The organism is Streptomyces sp. NPDC006435 (genome assembly GCF_040612315.1).
In the GTDB taxonomy this organism is placed as follows: domain Bacteria; phylum Actinomycetota; class Actinomycetes; order Streptomycetales; family Streptomycetaceae; genus Streptomyces.
The window spans coordinates 39483-58286 of record NZ_JBEXPY010000018.1 but is presented as its reverse complement, the minus strand read 5'-3'; the positions used below and the strand labels follow the sequence as shown (position 1 = coordinate 58286).

Annotated in this window: 14 protein-coding genes; 3 read left to right on the top strand and 11 right to left on the bottom strand. The window is 71.4% G+C overall.

Features of this window, described 5'->3' with window-relative positions:
• Positions 1–2 precede the first annotated feature (2 nt).
• Genes ABZZ04_RS19110 through ABZZ04_RS19090 form a run of 5 tightly spaced genes read right to left on the bottom strand, consistent with a single transcriptional unit; the run spans position 3 to position 5076 of the window.
• Positions 3–260 carry a phosphopantetheine-binding protein gene (locus ABZZ04_RS19110; RefSeq protein ID WP_356933367.1) on the bottom strand — a complete coding sequence of 86 codons (258 nt, stop codon included), beginning with the start codon at positions 258–260 and terminating at the stop codon, positions 3–5.
• Positions 257–1774, bottom strand: a complete 1518-nt coding sequence (locus ABZZ04_RS19105; protein WP_356933366.1) for an AMP-binding protein — start codon at positions 1772–1774, stop codon at positions 257–259. Before ABZZ04_RS19105 ends, ABZZ04_RS19110 begins: the two co-directional genes overlap by 4 nt.
• On the bottom strand, positions 1767–2612 hold the full coding sequence (locus tag ABZZ04_RS19100) for a MaoC/PaaZ C-terminal domain-containing protein (protein ID WP_356933365.1): 846 nt from the start codon (positions 2610–2612) through the stop codon (positions 1767–1769). Before ABZZ04_RS19100 ends, ABZZ04_RS19105 begins: the two co-directional genes overlap by 8 nt.
• Positions 2609–3844, bottom strand: a complete 1236-nt coding sequence (locus tag ABZZ04_RS19095) for a beta-ketoacyl-[acyl-carrier-protein] synthase family protein (protein ID WP_356933364.1) — start codon at positions 3842–3844, stop codon at positions 2609–2611. The genes ABZZ04_RS19100 and ABZZ04_RS19095 overlap by 4 nt, the downstream gene beginning before the upstream one ends.
• An 11-nt stretch (positions 3845–3855) precedes the next feature.
• A complete protein-coding gene (locus ABZZ04_RS19090) occupies positions 3856–5076 on the bottom strand; it encodes an aminotransferase class I/II-fold pyridoxal phosphate-dependent enzyme (RefSeq protein WP_356933363.1) in 1221 nt (406 codons plus the stop codon).
• Between the two features lie 362 nt (positions 5077–5438).
• Here ABZZ04_RS19090 and ABZZ04_RS19085 point away from each other — a divergent pair, with 362 nt between their 5' ends.
• Complete coding sequence (locus ABZZ04_RS19085) at positions 5439–6290, top strand: bacterial transcriptional activator domain-containing protein (RefSeq protein ID WP_356933362.1); 852 nt, start codon at positions 5439–5441, stop codon at positions 6288–6290.
• A gap of 351 nt (positions 6291–6641) precedes the next feature.
• Positions 6642–10436 carry a DNRLRE domain-containing protein gene (locus tag ABZZ04_RS19080; RefSeq protein WP_356933361.1) on the top strand — a complete coding sequence of 1265 codons (3795 nt, stop codon included), beginning with the start codon at positions 6642–6644 and terminating at the stop codon, positions 10434–10436.
• 76 nt (positions 10437–10512) lie between these two features.
• Here the strand turns inward: ABZZ04_RS19080 and ABZZ04_RS19075 are convergent, their stop codons facing one another.
• From ABZZ04_RS19075 to ABZZ04_RS19055, 5 genes are all read right to left on the bottom strand, one after another.
• Positions 10513–11115, bottom strand: a complete 603-nt coding sequence (locus ABZZ04_RS19075) for a hypothetical protein (protein WP_356933360.1) — start codon at positions 11113–11115, stop codon at positions 10513–10515.
• On the bottom strand, positions 11112–11327 hold the full coding sequence (locus ABZZ04_RS19070) for a hypothetical protein (RefSeq protein ID WP_356933359.1): 216 nt from the start codon (positions 11325–11327) through the stop codon (positions 11112–11114). The genes ABZZ04_RS19075 and ABZZ04_RS19070 overlap by 4 nt, the downstream gene beginning before the upstream one ends.
• Before the next feature lie 181 nt (positions 11328–11508).
• Complete coding sequence (locus ABZZ04_RS19065) at positions 11509–12147, bottom strand: SMI1/KNR4 family protein (protein WP_356933358.1); 639 nt, start codon at positions 12145–12147, stop codon at positions 11509–11511.
• Positions 12148–12281: 134 nt separating this feature from the next.
• Positions 12282–12911 carry a hypothetical protein gene (locus ABZZ04_RS19060; protein WP_356933357.1) on the bottom strand — a complete coding sequence of 210 codons (630 nt, stop codon included), beginning with the start codon at positions 12909–12911 and terminating at the stop codon, positions 12282–12284.
• A 37-nt stretch (positions 12912–12948) separates the two neighbouring features.
• Positions 12949–14181, bottom strand: coding sequence for a hypothetical protein (locus ABZZ04_RS19055; protein ID WP_356933356.1), 1233 nt, complete (start codon positions 14179–14181; stop codon positions 12949–12951).
• A gap of 233 nt (positions 14182–14414) precedes the next feature.
• On the opposite strand from ABZZ04_RS19055, the gene ABZZ04_RS19050 reads away from it, so the two are divergent.
• On the top strand, positions 14415–15047 hold the full coding sequence (locus ABZZ04_RS19050) for a LysE family transporter (RefSeq protein ID WP_356933355.1): 633 nt from the start codon (positions 14415–14417) through the stop codon (positions 15045–15047).
• Positions 15048–15128: 81 nt separating this feature from the next.
• Here the strand turns inward: ABZZ04_RS19050 and ABZZ04_RS19045 are convergent, their stop codons facing one another.
• Entirely contained in the window at positions 15129–18485 is a 3357-nt protein-coding gene (locus tag ABZZ04_RS19045; RefSeq protein ID WP_356933354.1) for a molybdopterin-dependent oxidoreductase, read from the bottom strand.
• Positions 18486–18804 lie beyond the last annotated feature (319 nt).

Genomic DNA, 18804 nt, shown 5'->3' with positions numbered 1-18804 from the left:
GGTTAGCCGGTCACCCCCTGGCGGGAGTCCGCGATGAACGCGTCGATCGCCGCCACGCTGCGGAAGTTGTTGGGGTCGAGGTCGGCGTCGCCGACGGCGAGTTCGAAGTGGTCCTCGACCCAGGCGATCAGTTTCAGCACGCCGAGGCTGTCGATGACGCCGTCCGAGAGGAGGTCGTGGTCGTCGGCGAGCTCGTGGGCGCCGAGGTCGGGCAGGAACTCGTCGATGACGAACCTCTTGATGGTGGTGGTGTGACTCATGACGTCCTTCCTTCGTTCGTGACTGCTGGGCGCCGCTCGGCGGGGCGGTCGAGCGCGTTGCGGTCGACCTTTCCCGTGGAGGTCTTGGGGAGCGGTTCGTCGGTGATCCGCAGGACGGTGGGGACGGCCGCCCCGGGCAGGCCTCGGGCGCAGTGCTCCTTGAGCTGGAGGCTGTTGAGCCCGGTGCCGGGGGCGCGGCGGACCCCGGCGACGAGGGTGCGGCCGGTGAGCGGGTCGGGCCGGGCCACGACGCCCGCCTCGAGGACGGCGGGGTGGCGCAGCAGCACCTGTTCGATCTCGGCCGTGTTGACGGCGACGCCGCGCACCTTGACCTGGAAGTCGGCGCGGCCGGTGAGGTGGAGCCGGCCGTCGGCGTCGCGGCGCACCAGGTCGCCGGTGCGGAACCAGGGGCGGTCGTCGAGGCCGAGCGGGTGGCCGGTGAACTTGCCGCGGTGGCGGGTGGGGTCGAGGTATCCGGGTGCCTGGAAGGGGGTGGAGACGTACAGTTCGCCGGAGCCGGGGCCCTCGACGGGGGCGCCGCGGTCGTCGAGGACGAGGGCCCGGACGCCGGGCAGCGGGAGGCCGACGGGGACGGGCGGGAACGCGGTGGTGCCGGTGTCGACCTCGTGGATGAAGCTGTCGTTGGTCTCGGTGCAGCCGTAGACGTTGTACAGCCGCGCGTTCGGGAAGAGCCGGGGCAGCTCGGCGAAGGTGCGGTCGGGCACGGCGTCGCCGGTGAACAGGACGTGCCGTACGGAGGGCAGGGCGGTCCCGGCCTTGCGGGCGGCGTCGGCGAGCAGGCCGTACAGCATCGGCACGGCCTGGACGATGTCCGCCTCGTGCCGTGCCACCAGGTCCAGGACGCGTCGGCCGTCGGCGGCGACCGACGGGTCGACGAGGACGACCCGGCCGCCGTGCGCGAGTGTCGTCCAGACGTCGAACAGGCACAGGTCGAAGTTGAGCGGTGCGTGGTTGAGGACGGTGGTGCCGGGGCCGATGCCGAAGGCCGGGCCGGCCCAGGCGGTGAACCGGTCCACGGCGTCGCGGCCCAGCGGGACGATCTTGGGCAGTCCGGTGGAGCCGGAGGTGGTGAGCATGAAGGTGGTGCCGGCGGGCAGCGGGATCGGTTCGGCGGTACCCGGCGGCAGGGCGCGTTCCGGTTCGCCGCGGGGGGCGAGGACGTGCCGGCAGCCGGCCTGGGCGAACAGTTCGGCGAGCTGGGTGTCGGCGAGCGCCGGGGACGGCAGCAGGAAGGGCCGTCCGGTGAGCAGGCAGGCCAGTACGAGGGCGATGGTGCCGGGGGACTTGGGGGCGAGGACGCCGACGGGTTCGCCGGGGGCGAGGGAGAGGTGGGCGAGGCGTTCGCGTTCGCGGCCGGCCGTCTCGTACAGCGTGCGGTACGTCGTCTCCTCGCCGTGTTGGAGGAGTGCGGGTGCGTCGGGGCGCTCGCGGACGTGGGTGAGGAAGCCGGTGAGGAGCCCGCCGGCCGGGGGCCTCGGGGGCGTGTCAGCCATGGGGGCCGTCTCCTTCCGGTGCGGGGGCGATCTCGGCCCGGCCGGCCTTGACCGCGATTCCTCCGGCGGTGCGGCAGGTGAACCGCACGACGGTGCGGTCGGCGTCGGGCCGGAGGGTGATGTCGAGCGGTTCGCCCGGGGGGACGGGGGCGGAGAACCGGCCGCTGACGACGCGGATGCGGGCGATGTCGCCGTGCGCGTACCGGTCGGCGATCTCCTCGCAGACCAGGGCGACGACGCTCATGCCGTGGGCGATGACGTTCTCGAAGCCGGCGGCGCGGGCGGCGGCGGTGTCGAGGTGGATGGGGTTGAGGTCGCCGGAGGCGTGGGCGTAGGCGCGGATGCCGTCCGGGGTCAACTCGTGGGTGGTGGTGGCCGGTTCGCCGGGTGGTCCGGAGGGGGGCGGGGCACTGCCCTGGGGGATCTCGCCGAACGGTTCGATGCCGTTCGCGCCCACGAGGAGGGCCCCGGTGACCAGTTCGGCGAATTCGGTGCCGTCGTGGCCGGTGAGCCGGGTGCGTACGGCGACCCGGGTACCGCGCGGTTCGCGCCGGGCGCCGAGCACGTCGAGCGTGATGCCGACGCTCTCGCCGGGCCGTACCGGCCGCCGCAGCCGGATGTCCTGTCCGAGGTGGACGACCGATGCCTCCTGGCCCGCGATCAGTGACCGCACGGTGCGGTCGGCCTCCGCGTGGGCGAGCACGAAGGCGTGCACGGGTGACGCCTGGTCGTTCGCGGCCGGGGGCAGTCCCGCGCGGGCTGCGGCCCGGTAGGCGGCGATCTCCTCGGCGGTGGCGGTGCGTCCGGCGGTGCGCGGTGTCCCGGCCGTCGTCGTCATGCCGGCACCACCACCAGCGAGGCGTTGTGTCCGCCGAAGCCGAAGGAGTTCGACAGGGCGGGGCCCGAGGCGATGGGGCGGGGTTCTCCGTGGACCACGTCGATGTCCATTCCTGGTTCGAGGCGTTCGTGGTTGGCGGTGGGCGGTACCTCGCGGGCCCGCATCGCCAGCACGGCCGCGATCGTTTCGACGGCGCCCGCGGCGCCGATCAGATGGCCGATGACGCCCTTGGGGGCGGTGACCGGTGGGCCGGTGGTGCCGAACACCTTCGTCAGGGCGGCGGCCTCGGCCCGGTCGTTGTGCGGGGTCGACGTGCCGTGGGCGTTGACATGGGCGATGTCGGACGGGGCGAGGCCCGCTTCGGCGAGGGCGGCGGTCATCGCACCGGCCGCGCCCGCGCCGTCCGGCAGCGGCATCGACAGGTGGTGGGCGTCGGAGGTGGCGCCGTACCCGGCGACCTCGGCGTAGGCGCGTGCGCCGCGCGCCCGGGCGTCGTCGGCCCGTTCCAGGACGACGAAGCCGGCCCCCTCCCCCATGACGAACCCGTCGCGGTCGGCGTCGAACGGCCGCGAGGCCCGGTCCGGCTCGTCGTTGCGCAGCGAGACGGCGTTCAGGTTGCCGAAGCCCGCCAGGGTGACCGGGGTCAGGGTGGACTCGCAGCCGCCCGCGACGACCACGTCGGCCCGGTGGGTCCGCAGCAGCAGCGCCGCCTGGCCGATGGCGTCGGCGCCGCTGGCGCAGGTGGTGGCGATGGTGGTGGCGGGGCCCGTCCAGCCCAGTCGCATGGCGATCTGCGCGGCGGCCGCGTTGGGCATGGTCATCAGCGGCATCAGCGGGTTGACCCGGTGCGGGCCGTCCGCGGTGAACAGCGCGGACTCCCGGTCGCTGGTGGCCCGTCCGCCGACCGCGTTGCCGACGACGACCGCGGTGCGGCCCGGGTCAGGGGCCGGGGAGCCGGCGTCCCGGTGGGCCGCCAGTGCGGCGGTCGTCCCGTACAGCGCGAACGGGTCCATCCGGCGGGCGTCCTTCGCGGGCACCAGGTCCATGGTGTCGAGGCCGCGGACCCGGCAGCCGATGCGCACCCGGTGGCGGGTCAGGTCGAGGTGGGTGAGCCCGGCCGCGGTGGACCGGCCGGCGCGCAGTCCGGCCCACAGCTCGTCGGGGGTGCAGCCCGCGGGGGTGACCACGCCGATGCCGGTGATCACGACCGCTGGTCCGGTGGAGGTCGCCATGGGGGTACGTCCTATCGGGCGGGGAGGATGCCGCACTCTCGGGCGGACTTGAGGAAGACCTCGGCGGCGAAGTCGATGTCGGCCTCCGTGTGGCGGGCCGTGACGGCGATCCGGAGCCGGGCGAGGTCGTTGGGGACGGCCGGGGTGACCACGGGCAGTCCGATGACGCCGTTGCGGCGGCAGGCGGTGGCGAGGTCGTACGCCGCCTCGTCCGAGCCGGCGATCAGCGGCAGGACCGCGGTCTCGCTGTCCTGGGTGCGCAGTCCCCCGGCGTTGATGAGGGCGCGCAGCCGTTCGGACTGGTGCTGGATGTGCGCGACCCGTTCCGGTTCGCGTTGCAGGATGCGCAGCGATTCCAGGGCGGCGGCGGCCTGGGCGGGGCCGAGGGCGGCGGAGAACAGGAACGGCCTTGCCGCGTACCGCAGATGGCCGATCAGCCGCTCGGGTCCCGCGACCCAGCCGCCCATGGAGGGGATGGCCTTGGAGAGCGTGCCGAGTTTGATGTCGACCTCGACGCTCCGGTCGAAGTGCTCCTCGATGCCGCGTCCGGTGGCGCCGATGACGCCGAGCGCGTGTGCCTCGTCGACCATCAGGAGGGCGTTGTGTTCGTCGCACACCTTGCGCAGTTCGGGCAGCGGGGCGATGTCGCCGTCCATGGAGTAGACGCTGTCGACGACGACGAGGCGTACGCCGTCGGGTCCGGCGGCCCGCAGCCTGCGGTCGAGGTGGTCGACGTCGTTGTGGCGGAAGCGGGTGACGGTGGCACCGGAGAGGCGGCAGCCGTCGACGATCGAGGCGTGGTCGTACTTGTCGATGAAGACGGTGTCGCCCGCGCCGACGAGGCCGCCCACGGTGCCGACGTTGGCCGCGTAGCCGGAACCGAAGACCATGGCCGTCTCGCGCTCGGCGAACCGGGCGACCTCGGCCTCCAGCTCCTCGTGCAGCGGAATGGATCCGGCCAGCGCGCGCACCCCGTGGTTGCCGGTCCCGTAGAGGTCGACGGCGGCCTTGGCGGCGGCGACGACGCGTTCGTCACCGGCGAGTCCGAGATAGCTGTATCCGGACATCATCAGCAGCCGGCGTCCGTCGAGATCGGCGTGGGCGCTGTCGCGTTCTACGGTGTAGGCGACGAAACTGTTGCGGCGTTCGGGCTCCGATTCGAGCGCCTGCACCCGCCGCCGGGTGGCCGCCAGTTTCGGTTCGAGGCGTTCCCATGCTCCGGGTGCGTTCACGTGCGTCTCCTCTTCCACGACTTCGTTCGGCTTCTTTCCCTTGTCCCAACGCGACGTCATTTCTAGAGGGCGGCCGCAAGACGCGCGCAATACGGGCACGGGTGGCTCGAATTTCATTCGTGAAAAGGTCGAACGACGAGTCGCCAAATACCGGAAGGAACGGTTCCGACTATTCGCCCCGGTATGTTTACGGCCATGGTTGAACAGGCCGACCGACCGCCGGTACGGTCGAATGCACGGGAAAGAGAATGTAAAAGGAGTGGCGATCCTGCGATCGTCCCCGAAATGGTCCACGATCCATTCCGTGCCGCACCCACGCGCTTTCGGCCAAGGGGAGCCGCCGATGTCTTGGGGAGCCAGATTTGCTGATCAGACTCGTAGGACTCGTCACCATCGAGCACGACGGAGCCCCGCCCCAGCACCTGTCGAGCGCCCAGGCCCAGGTGGCCTTCGCCCGGCTGGTACTGGAACGCTTCTCGGGGACCGGCCGCGACCAGCTCGCCGACACCGTGTGGCCGGACGGACTGCCCGAGACCTGGGCATCGGCCCTGCGCAGCGTCGTCAGCCGGGTGCGCGGCTACGTCAGCGATCCGCACCAGAAGCCGGGCGGGACACCGCTGGTCGCCCACAGCGGGCGTTATCTGCTGCGACTGCCCGACGACGCGGCGGTCGACCTGGAGGCGGCCGACGCGGCGGTCACCGAGGCGCAGGAGGCGTTCGCCGAGCACGCCTACCCCGTGGCACAACAGCTCGCCGCCGGGGCGGTGTCCAATCTGCGCGGCTCGTTCCTGCCGGCGCACGACGGCGAGTGGGTCAGCAGCGTCCGGGAACGGGTGGAGGAACTGCGCCTGAACGCACTGGAGTTGGCGAGCCTCTCCGCCTCGGCCCTGGGCGATGAGCACCACGGGGTGCGGTACGCGGACGAGGCGGTGCGCCGCGCGCCGTTCCGGGAGAGCGCCTACCGCTGCCGGATGGCGGCGTACGCGTCGGCCGGCAACCGGGCGGACGCCCTGCGCGCGTACCAGCAGTTGCGCGAGGTGCTCGCCGAGGAGCTCGGCATCGACCCGGCGGCCGAGACCCAGGCGGCGTACCTGAACCTGCTGCGGGCCGTCGGCCCCACCCTCCAGGCCCGCCCGCCCCGCGCGATCCGCCGTTCCGGCACCGTGGACCCGCTCCTGATGGGCGCCTTCGAGGCCCTGCCCCCGCCGAGGTAGACGCGTGTGTCCCCGGCGGGAACGGGCCCGCCGGGGGCACACGGCGGACCCCGCCCGGGACACAACGGCGAACCCTGCCGGCCAGGGCGCGACAGGCCCCGCCGGGAAGTGCGTGACGGACCCTCATCGATCCCCAACTCCCGTTCCCCGACGGCCAAACCCACCGTCCGCCGGTTGCCACGGAACCTGCACGACCGTCGGAAAACCTCCACGGAACGCGCACTTCCGCCGGGCAACCATGTCGACGGTCACGCGGAATGTTGCATTCCGCCCACAGGATTTGTCTGGACCACCGTTAGCGTCCCCCTGTGATCCCGCCGAACGGCAGGGTCCGGAAAGGACGACTCACCCATGTCCAGACATACGGCCGGACGTCCCGGCCCACGGCGCCGAAGAGCGCGCATCGCCCTGGCATCCGCCCTGGTGCTCGCGGCCGAGGCCGCCTTCATATCCGGCCAGACGGCCGTGGCCGCGCCGGACGAACCGAGCGCACCGACCGCCACCGCATCCGCCAAGTCCCCCTCCCGGCAGGAGATATGGGAGTCGGACCTGGCCTGGGCGGCCGAGCACGCGAAGGGCTCGACGGCCTGGGCGATCGCCCGGGCGAAGAAGACCGGGAAGAAGGTCGTCGCCACCGACGAGACGACCCCCACCACCTACACCGTCGCCAATCCGGACGGCACCCTCACCACCGAACTGACCGCCGGTCCCGAGCGGGTCTGGAAGAACGGCGCGTGGCAAAAGGCCGACGCCACCCTCACCGAGGCCGCCGACGGCAGTGTCGTGCCCAAGGCCCACCCGGGCGGTCTGCGACTGGGCGGCGGGAGCGGCACTCCTCCGAAGTCGCTGCGCGCCGCGCAGGACGCCCCCGCCCGGGACCTGGTAACCCTGGGCAGCGGCGACGACGAGGTGGCCCTCCGGTGGAAGGGCGGTCTGCCGAAGCCCGAACTGGACGGCACCCGCGCCCGGTACAGGAACGCCGTGCCCGGCGCCGACGTCGTCGTCGAGGCCACCCGCACCGGCTTCGAGCAGTTCGTCGAGATCGGCGAACGGCCCACCGGCGCCTACTCCTACACCCTGCCGGTCAGGGCGAAGGGCCTGGAGGCGAAGGCGAACAAGGACGGTTCGGTCACCTTCACCGACGCCGAAACCGGTGCCCGGCGCGCCACCATGCCCGCCCCGGTCATGTGGGACTCGGCCGTCGACAAGCGCTCCGGCGAACACACCAACCGGGCGCGCGTCGACATGAAGGTGGTCCCCAGGGGCACCGGCGAGGTCGACCTGGTCGTCACCCCCTCGGCGGAGTTCCTCGCCGACCCGAAGACGAAGTATCCGGTCACCGTCGACCCGTCGACCTCCGCGCTGTCGAACACCTTCGACACGTACGTGCAGCAGGGCGAGACCGTCGACTGGTCCAACGACACCGAACTCGACTTCGGCAACCCGGGAACGAAGAACTCCGACGGCACCCCGCGCACCGCACGCTCGTTCATCACCTGGAACACCACGCCGATCCAGGACGCGCTGATCGTCGACACCAACCTGGCGCTGTGGAACTTCCACTCCGGCAACACCGACTGCGTCGCGCAGAAGTGGACCGTCTGGGACACCGGCGCCCCCTCCACGTCCTCGCGCTGGGCCTCGCAGCCCGACTGGAAGCAGGAGTACCACTCCTCCACCCAGACCAAGGGCAACCCGGACTGCGCCGCCACCCAGCCCGACGGGTGGATCAACGCCGACGTCGACACCCTCGTCCAGTCCTGGGCCTCGGCCAAGGCCACCCGCGGCCACATGGGCCTGCGCGCGGCGACCGACGACATCAAGGCCTGGAAGCGGGTCAACTCCGCGAACAACACGGCCAACCAGCCCAAGCTGTCGGTCACCTACAACTACCGCCCCTCGGACGGCACGAACCGGCAGGCCGGCGCGCCGTTCAAGTCGTACGCGGGCGTATGGGCGGTCAACACCACCACCCCGACCCTGCGGGACACGTTCACCGACCCCGACGGGGACAAGGTCAACGGCACCTTCCAGGTCTACGACGCCGCCACCGACACCCCGATCACCACGCCCTCGGGCGAGGGCCTGATCGTGTCCGACTTCGTCGACTCGGGCAAGCCGGCCTCCGTCACCGTCCCGGCCGGACAGTTGAAGGACGGCAGGACGTACAAGTTCCGTACGAACGCCTACGACGGAACCCACTACAACCTCAGCTGGTCCCCCTGGACCCAGTTCGTCGTCGACACCACCGCACCGGCCGTGCCGTCGTCGGTGACGTCGTCGACCTACACGGAGGACTGGGTCGGCGGCGGCGCGGGAATCACCGGTACGTTCGACGTGACGGCCTCCAATGACGCGAACACCGTCCGGGTCCGTCTCGACGGGACCGACACCGATGACGACGACGTACCGGACTCCGGCACGTTCACCACGGTCAGCACGACCCCGGCCGGGACGGGAACGACCGCGGCCGTGGCCGTGACGCCCGCAGAGGACGGCGCCCACGAGCTGGAGGTGCAGGCGGTCGACCGCGCGGCCAACGTCGGGCCGGTCCTGCCGTACGGGTTCATCGCCGGTGGTGCGGATGTGACCCGCCCGCACAAGGTCGAGATCAACCTCCCGACCCCGGTCGCGAACGCCCCCGAGCCGACGTACAGCAACGACCCCATGCCCGCGTTCGGGTGGGGTGGCTGGGAGAACTCGCCCCTCGCCGCCGCGGCCCGCGACGCCGGGCTCACCGAGCCGCGGACGTATTCCGAGAACGGCACCACGCTGAAGGTGACGCCGCTGAGGCAGCGCACGAAGGCCGCAGCCGATTCGCTGAAGAGGATCGACGCCGAGGACGGCGTTCTGCGCAAGAGCAGGAGCGGCCTTGCCGCGTCCGCCGCGGCGGGCTACACCGGGCCCGTCATCACCGGCTCGTGGTGCGACCCGACCCTGACGGCACAGAAGTCGTTCGTCACCCGCGACGAGGCGTGCCTGCTGTACAAGTGGGAGGTCGAGGTCCTCGACAACGCGACCAGCCCTCCGAAGATCTACCACCAGGAGTACGAGCTGATGTGGCAGATCAAGCTCGACCGTGAGGGCGACGAGATCAAGCAGTGGGTGCAGATGACGCCGGTCTTCGGATCGTCCGCCCCCTACCTTCCGTTCCCGGCGCAGCCCGGCGCGATCAACATCGCCATGAGCACCAAGTGCCCCGGCACCGCGTGCACGGAGGCCGACGGCGACACCGGCTTCGACTGGGAGTCCGGCCGCAACCCGTCATGGGCCGGGTCCCTCGACAGCGACCTCGCGCAGGGCAACGCCACGGTGAAGTGGAACGGCAGCGTGCCCGACGCCGCGTCCACCAAGGACGCCGACCTGTCCAAGGAGCTGCCGCTGAGCGTGTACGGCTACTTCAGCTCGCAACTGCCCGGCATCTCGGTGCCGACGCAACCGCACCTGTCGACTCCGGCGTTCACCGCCCGCTGCGACAAGGCGAAGCTGTCCACGACGAAGGCACCGGGCTGCGTGTTCCCGTACTACGTCCCCGGGTACGCCATCAACAGCGCCAAGGCCCCGGCCGCGGCCGCGCACGCCTGGCTGATGCAGCAGAAGATGCCCGGCCACTACGGCCGCGACCCGCTCTCCCCGCTGCGCTATCTGCCCAACCAGGCCCGCAACGCACCGAACATCGTCCCGGACAAGTCCAACCGCAAGGTGATCTGCCCGCGCACCGGCAAGGGCAAGTTCGTCAAGCACCCGCAGACCGGGGAGTTCCCCGAGCTGATCAGCACCGGCGGCAACGACACGAAGTCCTGCGACGAGTACGCGTTCAACGCCACCTACCAGTCCGGAGGCATGCCGGCGAACCTGGGCGGCACCAACCCCGTCGGGGAGCTGCGCGGCGCCGAGTGCGTGCAGACCTACGCCACCAGGACCCAGCTCCTCAACGATCTCCGCTACGCGGACCCGACGTGGTCGGAGGTATGCGGCCGGTCCTCGATGTCCGGTTGGGTCAACTCCGGCGCGATGAACCGGTTCGGCTCGACGTTCGTGCCGGAATTCCGGATGCTCGACAAGGACTACTACTGGGTCGACATCAAGGGCCTGGACGACTGTGACGCCTCCGGCGCCACAGTCAAGTGCACCCTCAAGCCCTGATGACCTGACAACATGAGAAGGGGCGGCACGGAATCACTCCGTGCCGCCCCTTCCTCGTCGCCCGTGTCCCGGGGAATCAGTCCCAGATCACCGCCCGCTCCCGGAGCGGCGCGGCATTCGGGTCGTCCTCGTCGACCTCTTCCTCGTCCAGGTCGATCAGCACACCGCGGCCCTCCTCGAGCGCCATGGCGGTGGCCTCCAGGAGAGCGCCGAAATCCGCGGGGCCGTCGAAGGACGTGCCGCTCGTACGGGAGAAGTCCCCCACCCGGCCGTACGTCTCGCCTTCCCGGCAGTCGAGGACCGTGCCGTCAGTCGTGATGTCGTACGAGGCGACCTGGAGGTAACCCGCATGCCACCACTCCCCGCCACCGCCCTCCACGGAGCGCAGCAGCAGCGTCCGGGCCACGATCTCCGACAGCGGCAGCAGGCGGTGCTCGGAAGGGAGACAGAACGCGGCCGGGTCCACTTCCTCGTCCGCCGACTGACCGCACGCTCCGTCATGTCGTCGCAACGACATCACCAGACCGGGCGGGAGGCACACCCCGAGCACCTGCTCCGCCTCACGGATCTCATGCTCGTCGACCGGGCCGTTCAGCGTCCCCAGTGTCCGCGGCGCATGCTCCCGGAGCCACGTCTCGATACGGTCCCACGCCGCAGCGATCGCGTCCTGCTCGTTCACCGCTGTACCTCCGCAGTGGTGACGGGGGTGGCGCGGGAGTGGAGCTCGAGCCGGACGGCCGACTCGCCTCCCGTCGGAGCCGCGCGGGGGCGCGGTGACGCGGCCGGACCGGCGGGCCCGGCCGTGGTGGCGTCGCGGTACTCGGTGGCGGTGCATCCGGCAGCACCGACCGCCGGGACGGTGCCCACGAGCATGCGCGTAGGACTGGGCACGAGCGGTTCCTTCCGGACGGGGGGTGTACGGGGTGAACCTACAGGGCTCACCCGGCCCGTCCGCCAAGAAGGGTGCGCCCGATGGGCGCCGGATCACGCATGACACCCATCTCACGGCGTACGGGACAGTCGGTTCCCACACCGACCAGTCGCGCGCCCGCCGGGGATCGCGGGACAGCCCTCAGCGACCGCCCCCGCGGCCCTCTCCCCAGGACTTCTCCAACGCCCAGGTGAGACGACGGGGCGGGCCCTCGTCCAGGCGTGGGACGCGCACGTACTCGCGCGCGTACGGCATGGCCTCTCCCGATTCCAGCGAATCGGCCATCAACCGGATCATCTCCCCCAGGCTCCTCCAGCGGGCCGCGACGACCTCGTTGCCCTCGTAGTCGATCTCGATGACGGTGCCGAAGCCGTCGCCGGGCCGGTGGTCCACGACGAGGCTCTCCCCGGTGTGCGTACCGGCGACGGGCAGCCACAAGGGGTCCGCCCACGGTTCCTGGATCCAGACCTCGGGATCCTCGTCGCGCTGCTCCTCCCACTCCGCGAGCATCTCCGCCATGTACGCCGGTCCGGCCATGAGCGTTTCGAGGTCGTACGGAACGTGGCCCCCCGGCCAGACGGGAGCGTCGTACAGGGGCGCGCCCGCGTGGATGCCGAGCCACTGCACGAGATGCGGATGGAGCAGATGGGGGATGACCCGGCGGAGGGACTGGACGGCCTCCTCCGAAGCGGGCGGATGCAGTTCGAGGAGCGTGCCGGCACATCGGTGTTGCCGATGCCAGTTCTCGACGCGCGTCCAATTGCGTACGAGGTCGTCCATCCACGCATCCTGGCACGGCTCTCCGCCTGACCGCCAACGGACCGCGGCGTCGCCGCACGGCCCGCTGCGGCTCCGCAGATCGACTTCATCGTTCGCACCGCCGGCCGCGCCTCCACTCGGCCGGCCGGCCGCGTTCAGTGAACCGGCACCCAGTGCTCGGCGGCCTCCATCAGCCACGAGTTCCGCGGGTCGTCCCAGATCAGGCAGTGATGGACGATGCCCGGCACGTCGGACCGGTCCGCCGGATCCGCGGGTCCCGCCGTCAGGGTGTGGTGAACTTCCTCCAGATAAGCGGCGATCGACGGGTACTTCGGAGCTTCGATCCCCTCGGGGAGCGCCCAGGAGCCGACACCTTCAGGGCCTGCGTAGTGGCCGCTCTCAGGCCCGGCCTCGTCCCGTGTGAGCCAGGGAACGACCGGTGCGCCCCACCCCCTGCTGCCGTTGAGGAACACCGCGGACATGGCCTGCTCCGGAGTGAGGATGATCCCGCCGGGCAGGAAGGCCCCCGAGCCGACCTCTCCCTCCTCGTCGCCCTCGATCTCCTGGTGCTCCACCCCGCCGCAGAGCCGCCACAACGCCTTCAGTTCGGCGGGCAGCCCGTGACCGAGGTGTCGCCCCAGCCAGTCGTCCGCCGCGGCGAGGTCCTCCTCCGGCACCGGCGGCAGCAGGGAGGCGTACGAGGTGGGGGCGTGTTCCGCCAGCCACCGGGTGAGTGCCTCCCACGCCTCGACAAGGGCTTCGTCCTCATGTCCTCGTATCGGCATCCACCCACCGTAGCAACGGTTGGAACCCTGACGTCGGTCACCCCGGCGTCCCGTTTCCGGTCAGGTCCCGGCCGCCGTATGCCCCCTTCGCCAGGGCCCCCGTGGCTCCCACGATCGCCACGCCCACCGCTCCCACGACCGCTTTGCGTCCCGCCTCCGCGGCCGCGTTCCTCAATTGCGCCGGGTCCCGGGCCGCGTCCCACCAGCGTGTCGTCTCCAGCGCGGGCCGGGCGGACTCGATCCCGAGCGGTCGGTGGAATCCGTCGACGGTGACGCCGATGCGGTTGACCGAGCCCACCACCGCCCGGTGCGCGGGCAGGTGCAGCAGCACATTGGAGTTGGCCCTGCCGGCGGCCGTGTCCATGCGTGCCATCAGGTGTTCGATCCTCTCCGAGACGAGTTCCCGCCGCCTGCGCCGGTCGACGGCCAGCGCGCGCCGACGCCCCTCCAGCACGTCCGGGGACTCTGCCAGCGCCCTCGCCAGTCGCAACGCGTCGAGCGCGGCCTGCAGTTCGAAGCAGCGGGCCACGACGACGAGCAGTTCCTGGACCTCGGACTCCGCCTTCCTGACCGTCCGGACGAGATCACCGCTCCCGGTCGTGCCCTCCGCCCTCTCCGCGAGTGCGTCGAACCGGCGCAGCGCCCACCCCAGGGCGTCCGTGATCGTGTGGGTCCTGGCCTGGACGGTCGACCAGGTGTCGTCGTCGACCCGGCCCTCCATCTCCAGGACCGTCATGGCGGACTCGATGTCGAGGCCCGCTCCGGACATCTTCCCCAGCTCGGCGTCCTTCTGGGCGCGGATCACGTCGTCGATCTTCCGGTCGATCGCCGCGAGACAGTCCCTGATCTCGCCCATCTCGTGCTGCCGCGCGAGCTGCGCCATGATCCCCGCGGCACCGGTGAGAACCGCCGGACCGGTCAGGAACGAACCGGGCCCCTGCACGATCTGGAGCCATGAGCCGATCGCCCCCGGTTTTCCCACCATCGCGTGGCTGATGCCCGGCGTCCTGCTCTCCATCAGCCCGAACTTCTTGACGAGTTGGGCGGACTCCTCGGTCAGTTTCACCCAGCGCCCCGAATGGGCGGCGATCTCGGAGGCGGCCCGCGCCGCTCCGGCCCCGGCGCGGAGGAGAGATCCGAAGCGGCGCAGTCCGAGGTCCCTCGACAGTGACAACAGCCGCTCCGAGGCGAGGAAGTGCTCGACGTCCGCCGGGCTCCCGATGACCGCGAGTCCGTCGCCGTCGCTGATCAGCCGAATCCTGTTGTCCATCGCCCGCCCCTGTTGTGACTTCCCTCGGTCGAGGGTAGTGGGCGGTGAGCGGCGCGAGAGCCTCCGTCCGGGCCGGGACGTCCGTTTATCGGGTTGCCCTGCCGACCTGACGACCTCAAGAATCTGCCCATGACCACGACGACTGCTTCCCTGCTGCCGATGCCCTCCGCCGCCGTCGCGGGACCGGGCCGACAGCAGTCCGGCTGTCCGGGAGGGCCGGCTCCGCACCGCACATGAGCGCGGCCCTGGTCGCCGGGCTCCTGGCCGGTTATGGCATCGCCATGCCGGTGGGAGCGGTCGCGACGTATCTCGTGGCCCTCACCGCGCGGACGTCGTTGCGGGTCGGTGCCTGTGCCGCGCTGGGCGTGGCGACCGCCGACGGCCTGTACGCGCTGATCTCGGTGGCCGGGGGTTCGGCGCTCGCGCCCGTCATCGAGCCGATCGCGCCGCCCCTGCGTCTGGCCTCGGCCGTGGTGCTCCTCGCGCTGGCGTGCCGGAGCGCGGTGACGGCCGTCGCCGTGTACCGCGGGCGGCGGGACGCTGATGGGGCGAACCGCGAACCGACGAGTCCGGTGCGGGCGTATCTCGGGTTCCTGGGCATCACGCTGATGAACCCGATCACCGTGATCTATTTCGCGGCCCTGGTGCTCGCCGGTCAGGGCGCCACCGCACCGGACCGCTGGAGCGAGGCGGTGTTCGTCCTGGCGGCCTTCGCGGCCTCCGCCAGTTGGCAACTGCTGCTCGCCGGTGGCGGGGCCCTGCTCGGCCGAGTGCTGACGGGTCCTCATGGCCGGTTGTCCACCGCCCTGGTGTCCAGTGCCGTGATCGTCGGGCTCGCCGTCCACCTGCTGGTGTCCCGGCCGTGATCGACGAGCCGGCGCGGCCCGTCCGGCGTGACCGGGCGCCGGAAGGGGCGCCCGGTCGCACCACCCGGAACGGGGCCGGCCTCAGACGTCGAGCACGACGTCCGTGACCGGCACCGCCTGGCAGGTCAGCACCTGGTCGTCGGGCAGGTCCTCGGCCGGGGCCACCAGGTGGGCGACCCGTCCGCCCAGGACGGTGACGGCGCAGCTCTCGCACTGCCCCAGGCGGCAGCCGTTCGGCAGCTTCAGCCCTGCCTTCTCACCGAGTTCGAGCAGGGTGCCGTCCGCCCGGGTCCAGGTCAGTTCGCGTTCCGAGCGCGCAAAGCGCACGGTCGCGGTGGCATCCGCCGGGACCTCGACATTCCGGGTGGTGACCTGGAACCTCTCGGCGAAGATGTCGAAGCCCGGCACTCCGCGCGCCTTCAGTCCGGTGGTGACGTCATCGATCATCTCCTGGGGTCCGCACAGGTAGAAGCGGGCGCGGCGGCGGATCAGTTCCTCGTCGACCGCGTCGGCGGTGATCCGGCCGCGGACCGAGTAGTGCACCCCCTCCACGTCCTCGGCCGTCGGGCGACTGTAGTGGTCGATCACCGTCAACTGCGGTATCGCTTCGGCCAGTTCCCGAAGCCGGTCCGCGAACGCATGGGTCCTGTTGTTGCGGTTGCCGTAGTGCAGGACCACCTCGGGGACCGAACCCCCGGTGGACCCGAGCGTTTCGAGGTGGCCGAGGAAGGGGGTGATGCCGACGCCGGCCGCGATCAGCACCACCGGTTGGCTGTGGTCGACCGGGATGGCGAACAGGCCCGAAGGAGCGGTCACCCGTACGCGGGCCCCGGCGGTGAAGCTGCGGTGCACGAGCGGGGAGAACGCGCCGCCCTCGATCCGCCGGACGGCCAGCCGGTACGTCGCGAGGTCGTCGCCCCGGGCCGCACCAGTCAGCGAGTACGCCCGGGTGACGTCCGGGGAACCTGCGTCGGCGACGGTGATGTGCTGGCCGGGGCGGAACTCCGGAAGCGGGCCGCCGTCGGCCGGGCGGAGCAGCAACTCCCGTACGTCCTCGGTCACTTCCTCGGACGCCTCGACGACGAAATCGCGCGGGCCGGACCATGTTCCGGTCGGTTTCCGGCGGACGTCGCAGGCCGTCGAACGCAGCGGTGCCGAGCCGCTGATCGGGTCGTGTGCGGCGTCGCCGACGAGCAGGTTGTAGTTCTGTCCGCCGTCGGCCAGCGGGTCCGATCCGGGCAGTGCCAGGTCGGGAGTGCTCTGCCACCACCCGTACTCGGCAACCACGGTGTCGGGGTGCAGGCCGGGGTCCACCCGGGCGCGCATCCGCACGGTGGCGTTGCGTGTCGCAATCTCCACCATGTCGCCGTCGGTGATGCCCCGGTCCGCGGCGACCCGCTCGCCGATCTCGACGAGGGGTTCGGGTGAGCGTTTGCGCAGTGACGCCAGTCCGCGTTGCTGACTGTGGCAGAAGTACCCGTTCTTGGCGCAGCTCAGTGTCAGTGGGAAGTCGGGGTCGGTGGGCGGTTCGCCGGCTTCGGGCACCGGGGAGTAGCCGTGGTCGAGCAGCCGTTGTGAGTACAGCTCCACCCGCCCGGTCGGGGTGGCGAATCCGGTGACCTGCCCGTCGGGCGTGGTCTCGGCGTACTTCCGGTACCGCATCGGCAGCGGCACGTCCACGCCGCCGGGGACCGCGCGCAGGTCGTCCACGGTGAGGCCGAGGGGTTCGAGCTGGTGGTTCCAGGCCGCCTGGATGTCTCCGTCGAAGAACTCGTCCCCGAGGCCGAGGCGGCAGGCGAGGTCGAAGGCGATCTCCAGGTCGGAGCGGGATTCGCCGAGCGGGTCGAGCATGCGGGGGCGCAGTTGCACGCGCTGCTGGGCCTGCTGCGAGATCTCGAAGCCCGCGCGCAGCCCTTCCCGCTCCCAGGGAGTGTTGGCGGGCAGGAGGATGTCGGCGAACCGGGCGGTGGGGTTCTCGAACAGGTCGATGTGCACGCCGAATTCGAGCTGTCGCAGGGCCTCGGCGGTGCGTACCGGGTCGGGCTGCGACAGCAGCAGGTTGCCGCCGAAGGAGACCAGGGCCCGTACGCGGTACGGCTCCCCTTCCGTGATCGCCCTGCTCAGGGCCCGCGCGGAGATCCAGCCGGATGCCGGGGGGCCGAGGGGGTGTTCGGCGAGCCCCAGTGTCTTCGCCGCCTGTTCGGGCACGGGCGGCAGGGACACCTTGGTGGTCGGTTGCTGTGGCAGGACCACGTTCCCGCCGGGTGCGTCGTAGCAGCCGGTGAGTGCGTACAGGGTGGCGATGGCGCGTTCGGTCTGCGTCGCGTCGACGTGCTGGCCGACCCCGGTCCATGTGCCGTAGCTGACCGCGCGCGAGGTGGCCAGGTCGTCGGCGAACGCGATGAGCGTGTCGGTGTCCACCCCGGTCACCGAGGACGTGCGTTCCAGCGGCCAGGCCGCCGCGGCGTCGAGGTAGTGCTGGAACGCCGGCCGGCAGGTGACCGTTCCGGAGCGGGTGCGGACCCGGTGGGTGCCGCGCAGGGCGAACCGCTGCGGGGCGGGGGCGGCCCGGGTGGTGTCGTAGGGCTCGGGCCGGCCGGCGTGCTCGTCCCACACCACGTGGCCGACGCCGTCGGGGGTCAGTTCGTCGGCCCTCAGGAAGCGGCCGTCGTCCTCGCGCACCAGCAGCGGCCCGTTGGTCCAGGCCCTCAGGAACTCCTGGTCGCCGCCGTGGCGGCGCAGCACGAGGTCGGCCAGTCCGAGGGCGAGGGCGCCGTCGGTGCCCGGCCGCACCCGCAGCCAGTGGTCGGCCTGCATCGCGGCGGGCGTCCGGCGCGGGTCGACGACGGCGAAGCGGGCTCCCCGCGCGCGTGCCTCGGCCAGGGCCACCGACCGGGACAGCCAGGTCTTGGCGGGATTGTGCCCCCACATCACGGTCAGGTCGGTGTGCGGGAAGTCGGGTGGGGGCTGGGCGCTGCCGAAGGTGAAGGCGTGGGCGAAGTCCTTGTGCCAGTTGCAGATCTCGGTCGAGTAGGAGATGTTCGGGCTGCCGTAGAGGTGGACGAACCGCTCCACCCATTCGAGGGCGTCACTCATCGGCGTGCCACTGGCCGAGGTCACCGAGAAGGCGACGGACTCCGGCCCCGTGGTGTCGCGGAACTCCGCGAGTCGGCTGCTGATCTCCGTCATCGCCTCCTCCCAGCCGATCTCCCGCCACTTGGGATCGGGGTCGGTCCGCGGTGTGGTGCGGCGCAGCGGGCGGGTGAGACGGGCCGGGCTGTGCACCAGTTCGGGTGCCGCCCGGCCCTTGGGGCACAGCGCCGCGCCCGTGGGGTGGTCGGGGTCCGGGCGCACGCCGACCATGGCTCCCGATTCGATGGTGTAGATCGCGCCGCAGCGTGACTTGCAGAGGGTGCAGTAGCCACGTGCCTCGGTCATCGTCCGCTGTCTCCCCTTGGTAGTGGTCGGGCATCGGGATCCGGTGCGCCGGAACGGTACGGAGGGTTCGGTCCGGGAACGGCCCGGCCGGTCTCCCCACACTCCAGATACCCTGATGGGGTATTCAGAAGTACACCCCCTGGGGGTAATGCTGCAAGCTTTTGATCACAACTCGACCGGCAAGGAACGGATGAAGGAGAATGTTTCAGCCAGCCGTGATACCACCCAGGGGTATGTAGACTGAATCGGGGAACATACCCCCCGTCCGTATACACAGGGAGCTCGCCGCATGTCCGACGTCACGGAACGAACGCAGGCA

What these genes read in the sequence shown, in the direction of transcription:
- ABZZ04_RS19110 (WP_356933367.1), bottom strand. Translation starts at nt 260, where the DNA reads ATGAGTCACACCACCACCATCAAGAGGTTCGTCATCGACGAGTTCCTG.
- ABZZ04_RS19105 (WP_356933366.1), bottom strand. Translation starts at nt 1,774, where the DNA reads ATGGCTGACACGCCCCCGAGGCCCCCGGCCGGCGGGCTCCTCACCGGC.
- ABZZ04_RS19100 (WP_356933365.1), bottom strand. Translation starts at nt 2,612, where the DNA reads ATGACGACGACGGCCGGGACACCGCGCACCGCCGGACGCACCGCCACC.
- ABZZ04_RS19095 (WP_356933364.1), bottom strand. Translation starts at nt 3,844, where the DNA reads ATGGCGACCTCCACCGGACCAGCGGTCGTGATCACCGGCATCGGCGTG.
- ABZZ04_RS19080 (WP_356933361.1), top strand. Translation starts at nt 6,642, where the DNA reads ATGTCCAGACATACGGCCGGACGTCCCGGCCCACGGCGCCGAAGAGCG.
- ABZZ04_RS19065 (WP_356933358.1), bottom strand. Translation starts at nt 12,147, where the DNA reads ATGGACGACCTCGTACGCAATTGGACGCGCGTCGAGAACTGGCATCGG.
- ABZZ04_RS19060 (WP_356933357.1), bottom strand. Translation starts at nt 12,911, where the DNA reads ATGCCGATACGAGGACATGAGGACGAAGCCCTTGTCGAGGCGTGGGAG.
- ABZZ04_RS19055 (WP_356933356.1), bottom strand. Translation starts at nt 14,181, where the DNA reads ATGGACAACAGGATTCGGCTGATCAGCGACGGCGACGGACTCGCGGTC.
- ABZZ04_RS19050 (WP_356933355.1), top strand. Translation starts at nt 14,415, where the DNA reads ATGAGCGCGGCCCTGGTCGCCGGGCTCCTGGCCGGTTATGGCATCGCC.
- ABZZ04_RS19045 (WP_356933354.1), bottom strand. Translation starts at nt 18,485, where the DNA reads ATGACCGAGGCACGTGGCTACTGCACCCTCTGCAAGTCACGCTGCGGC.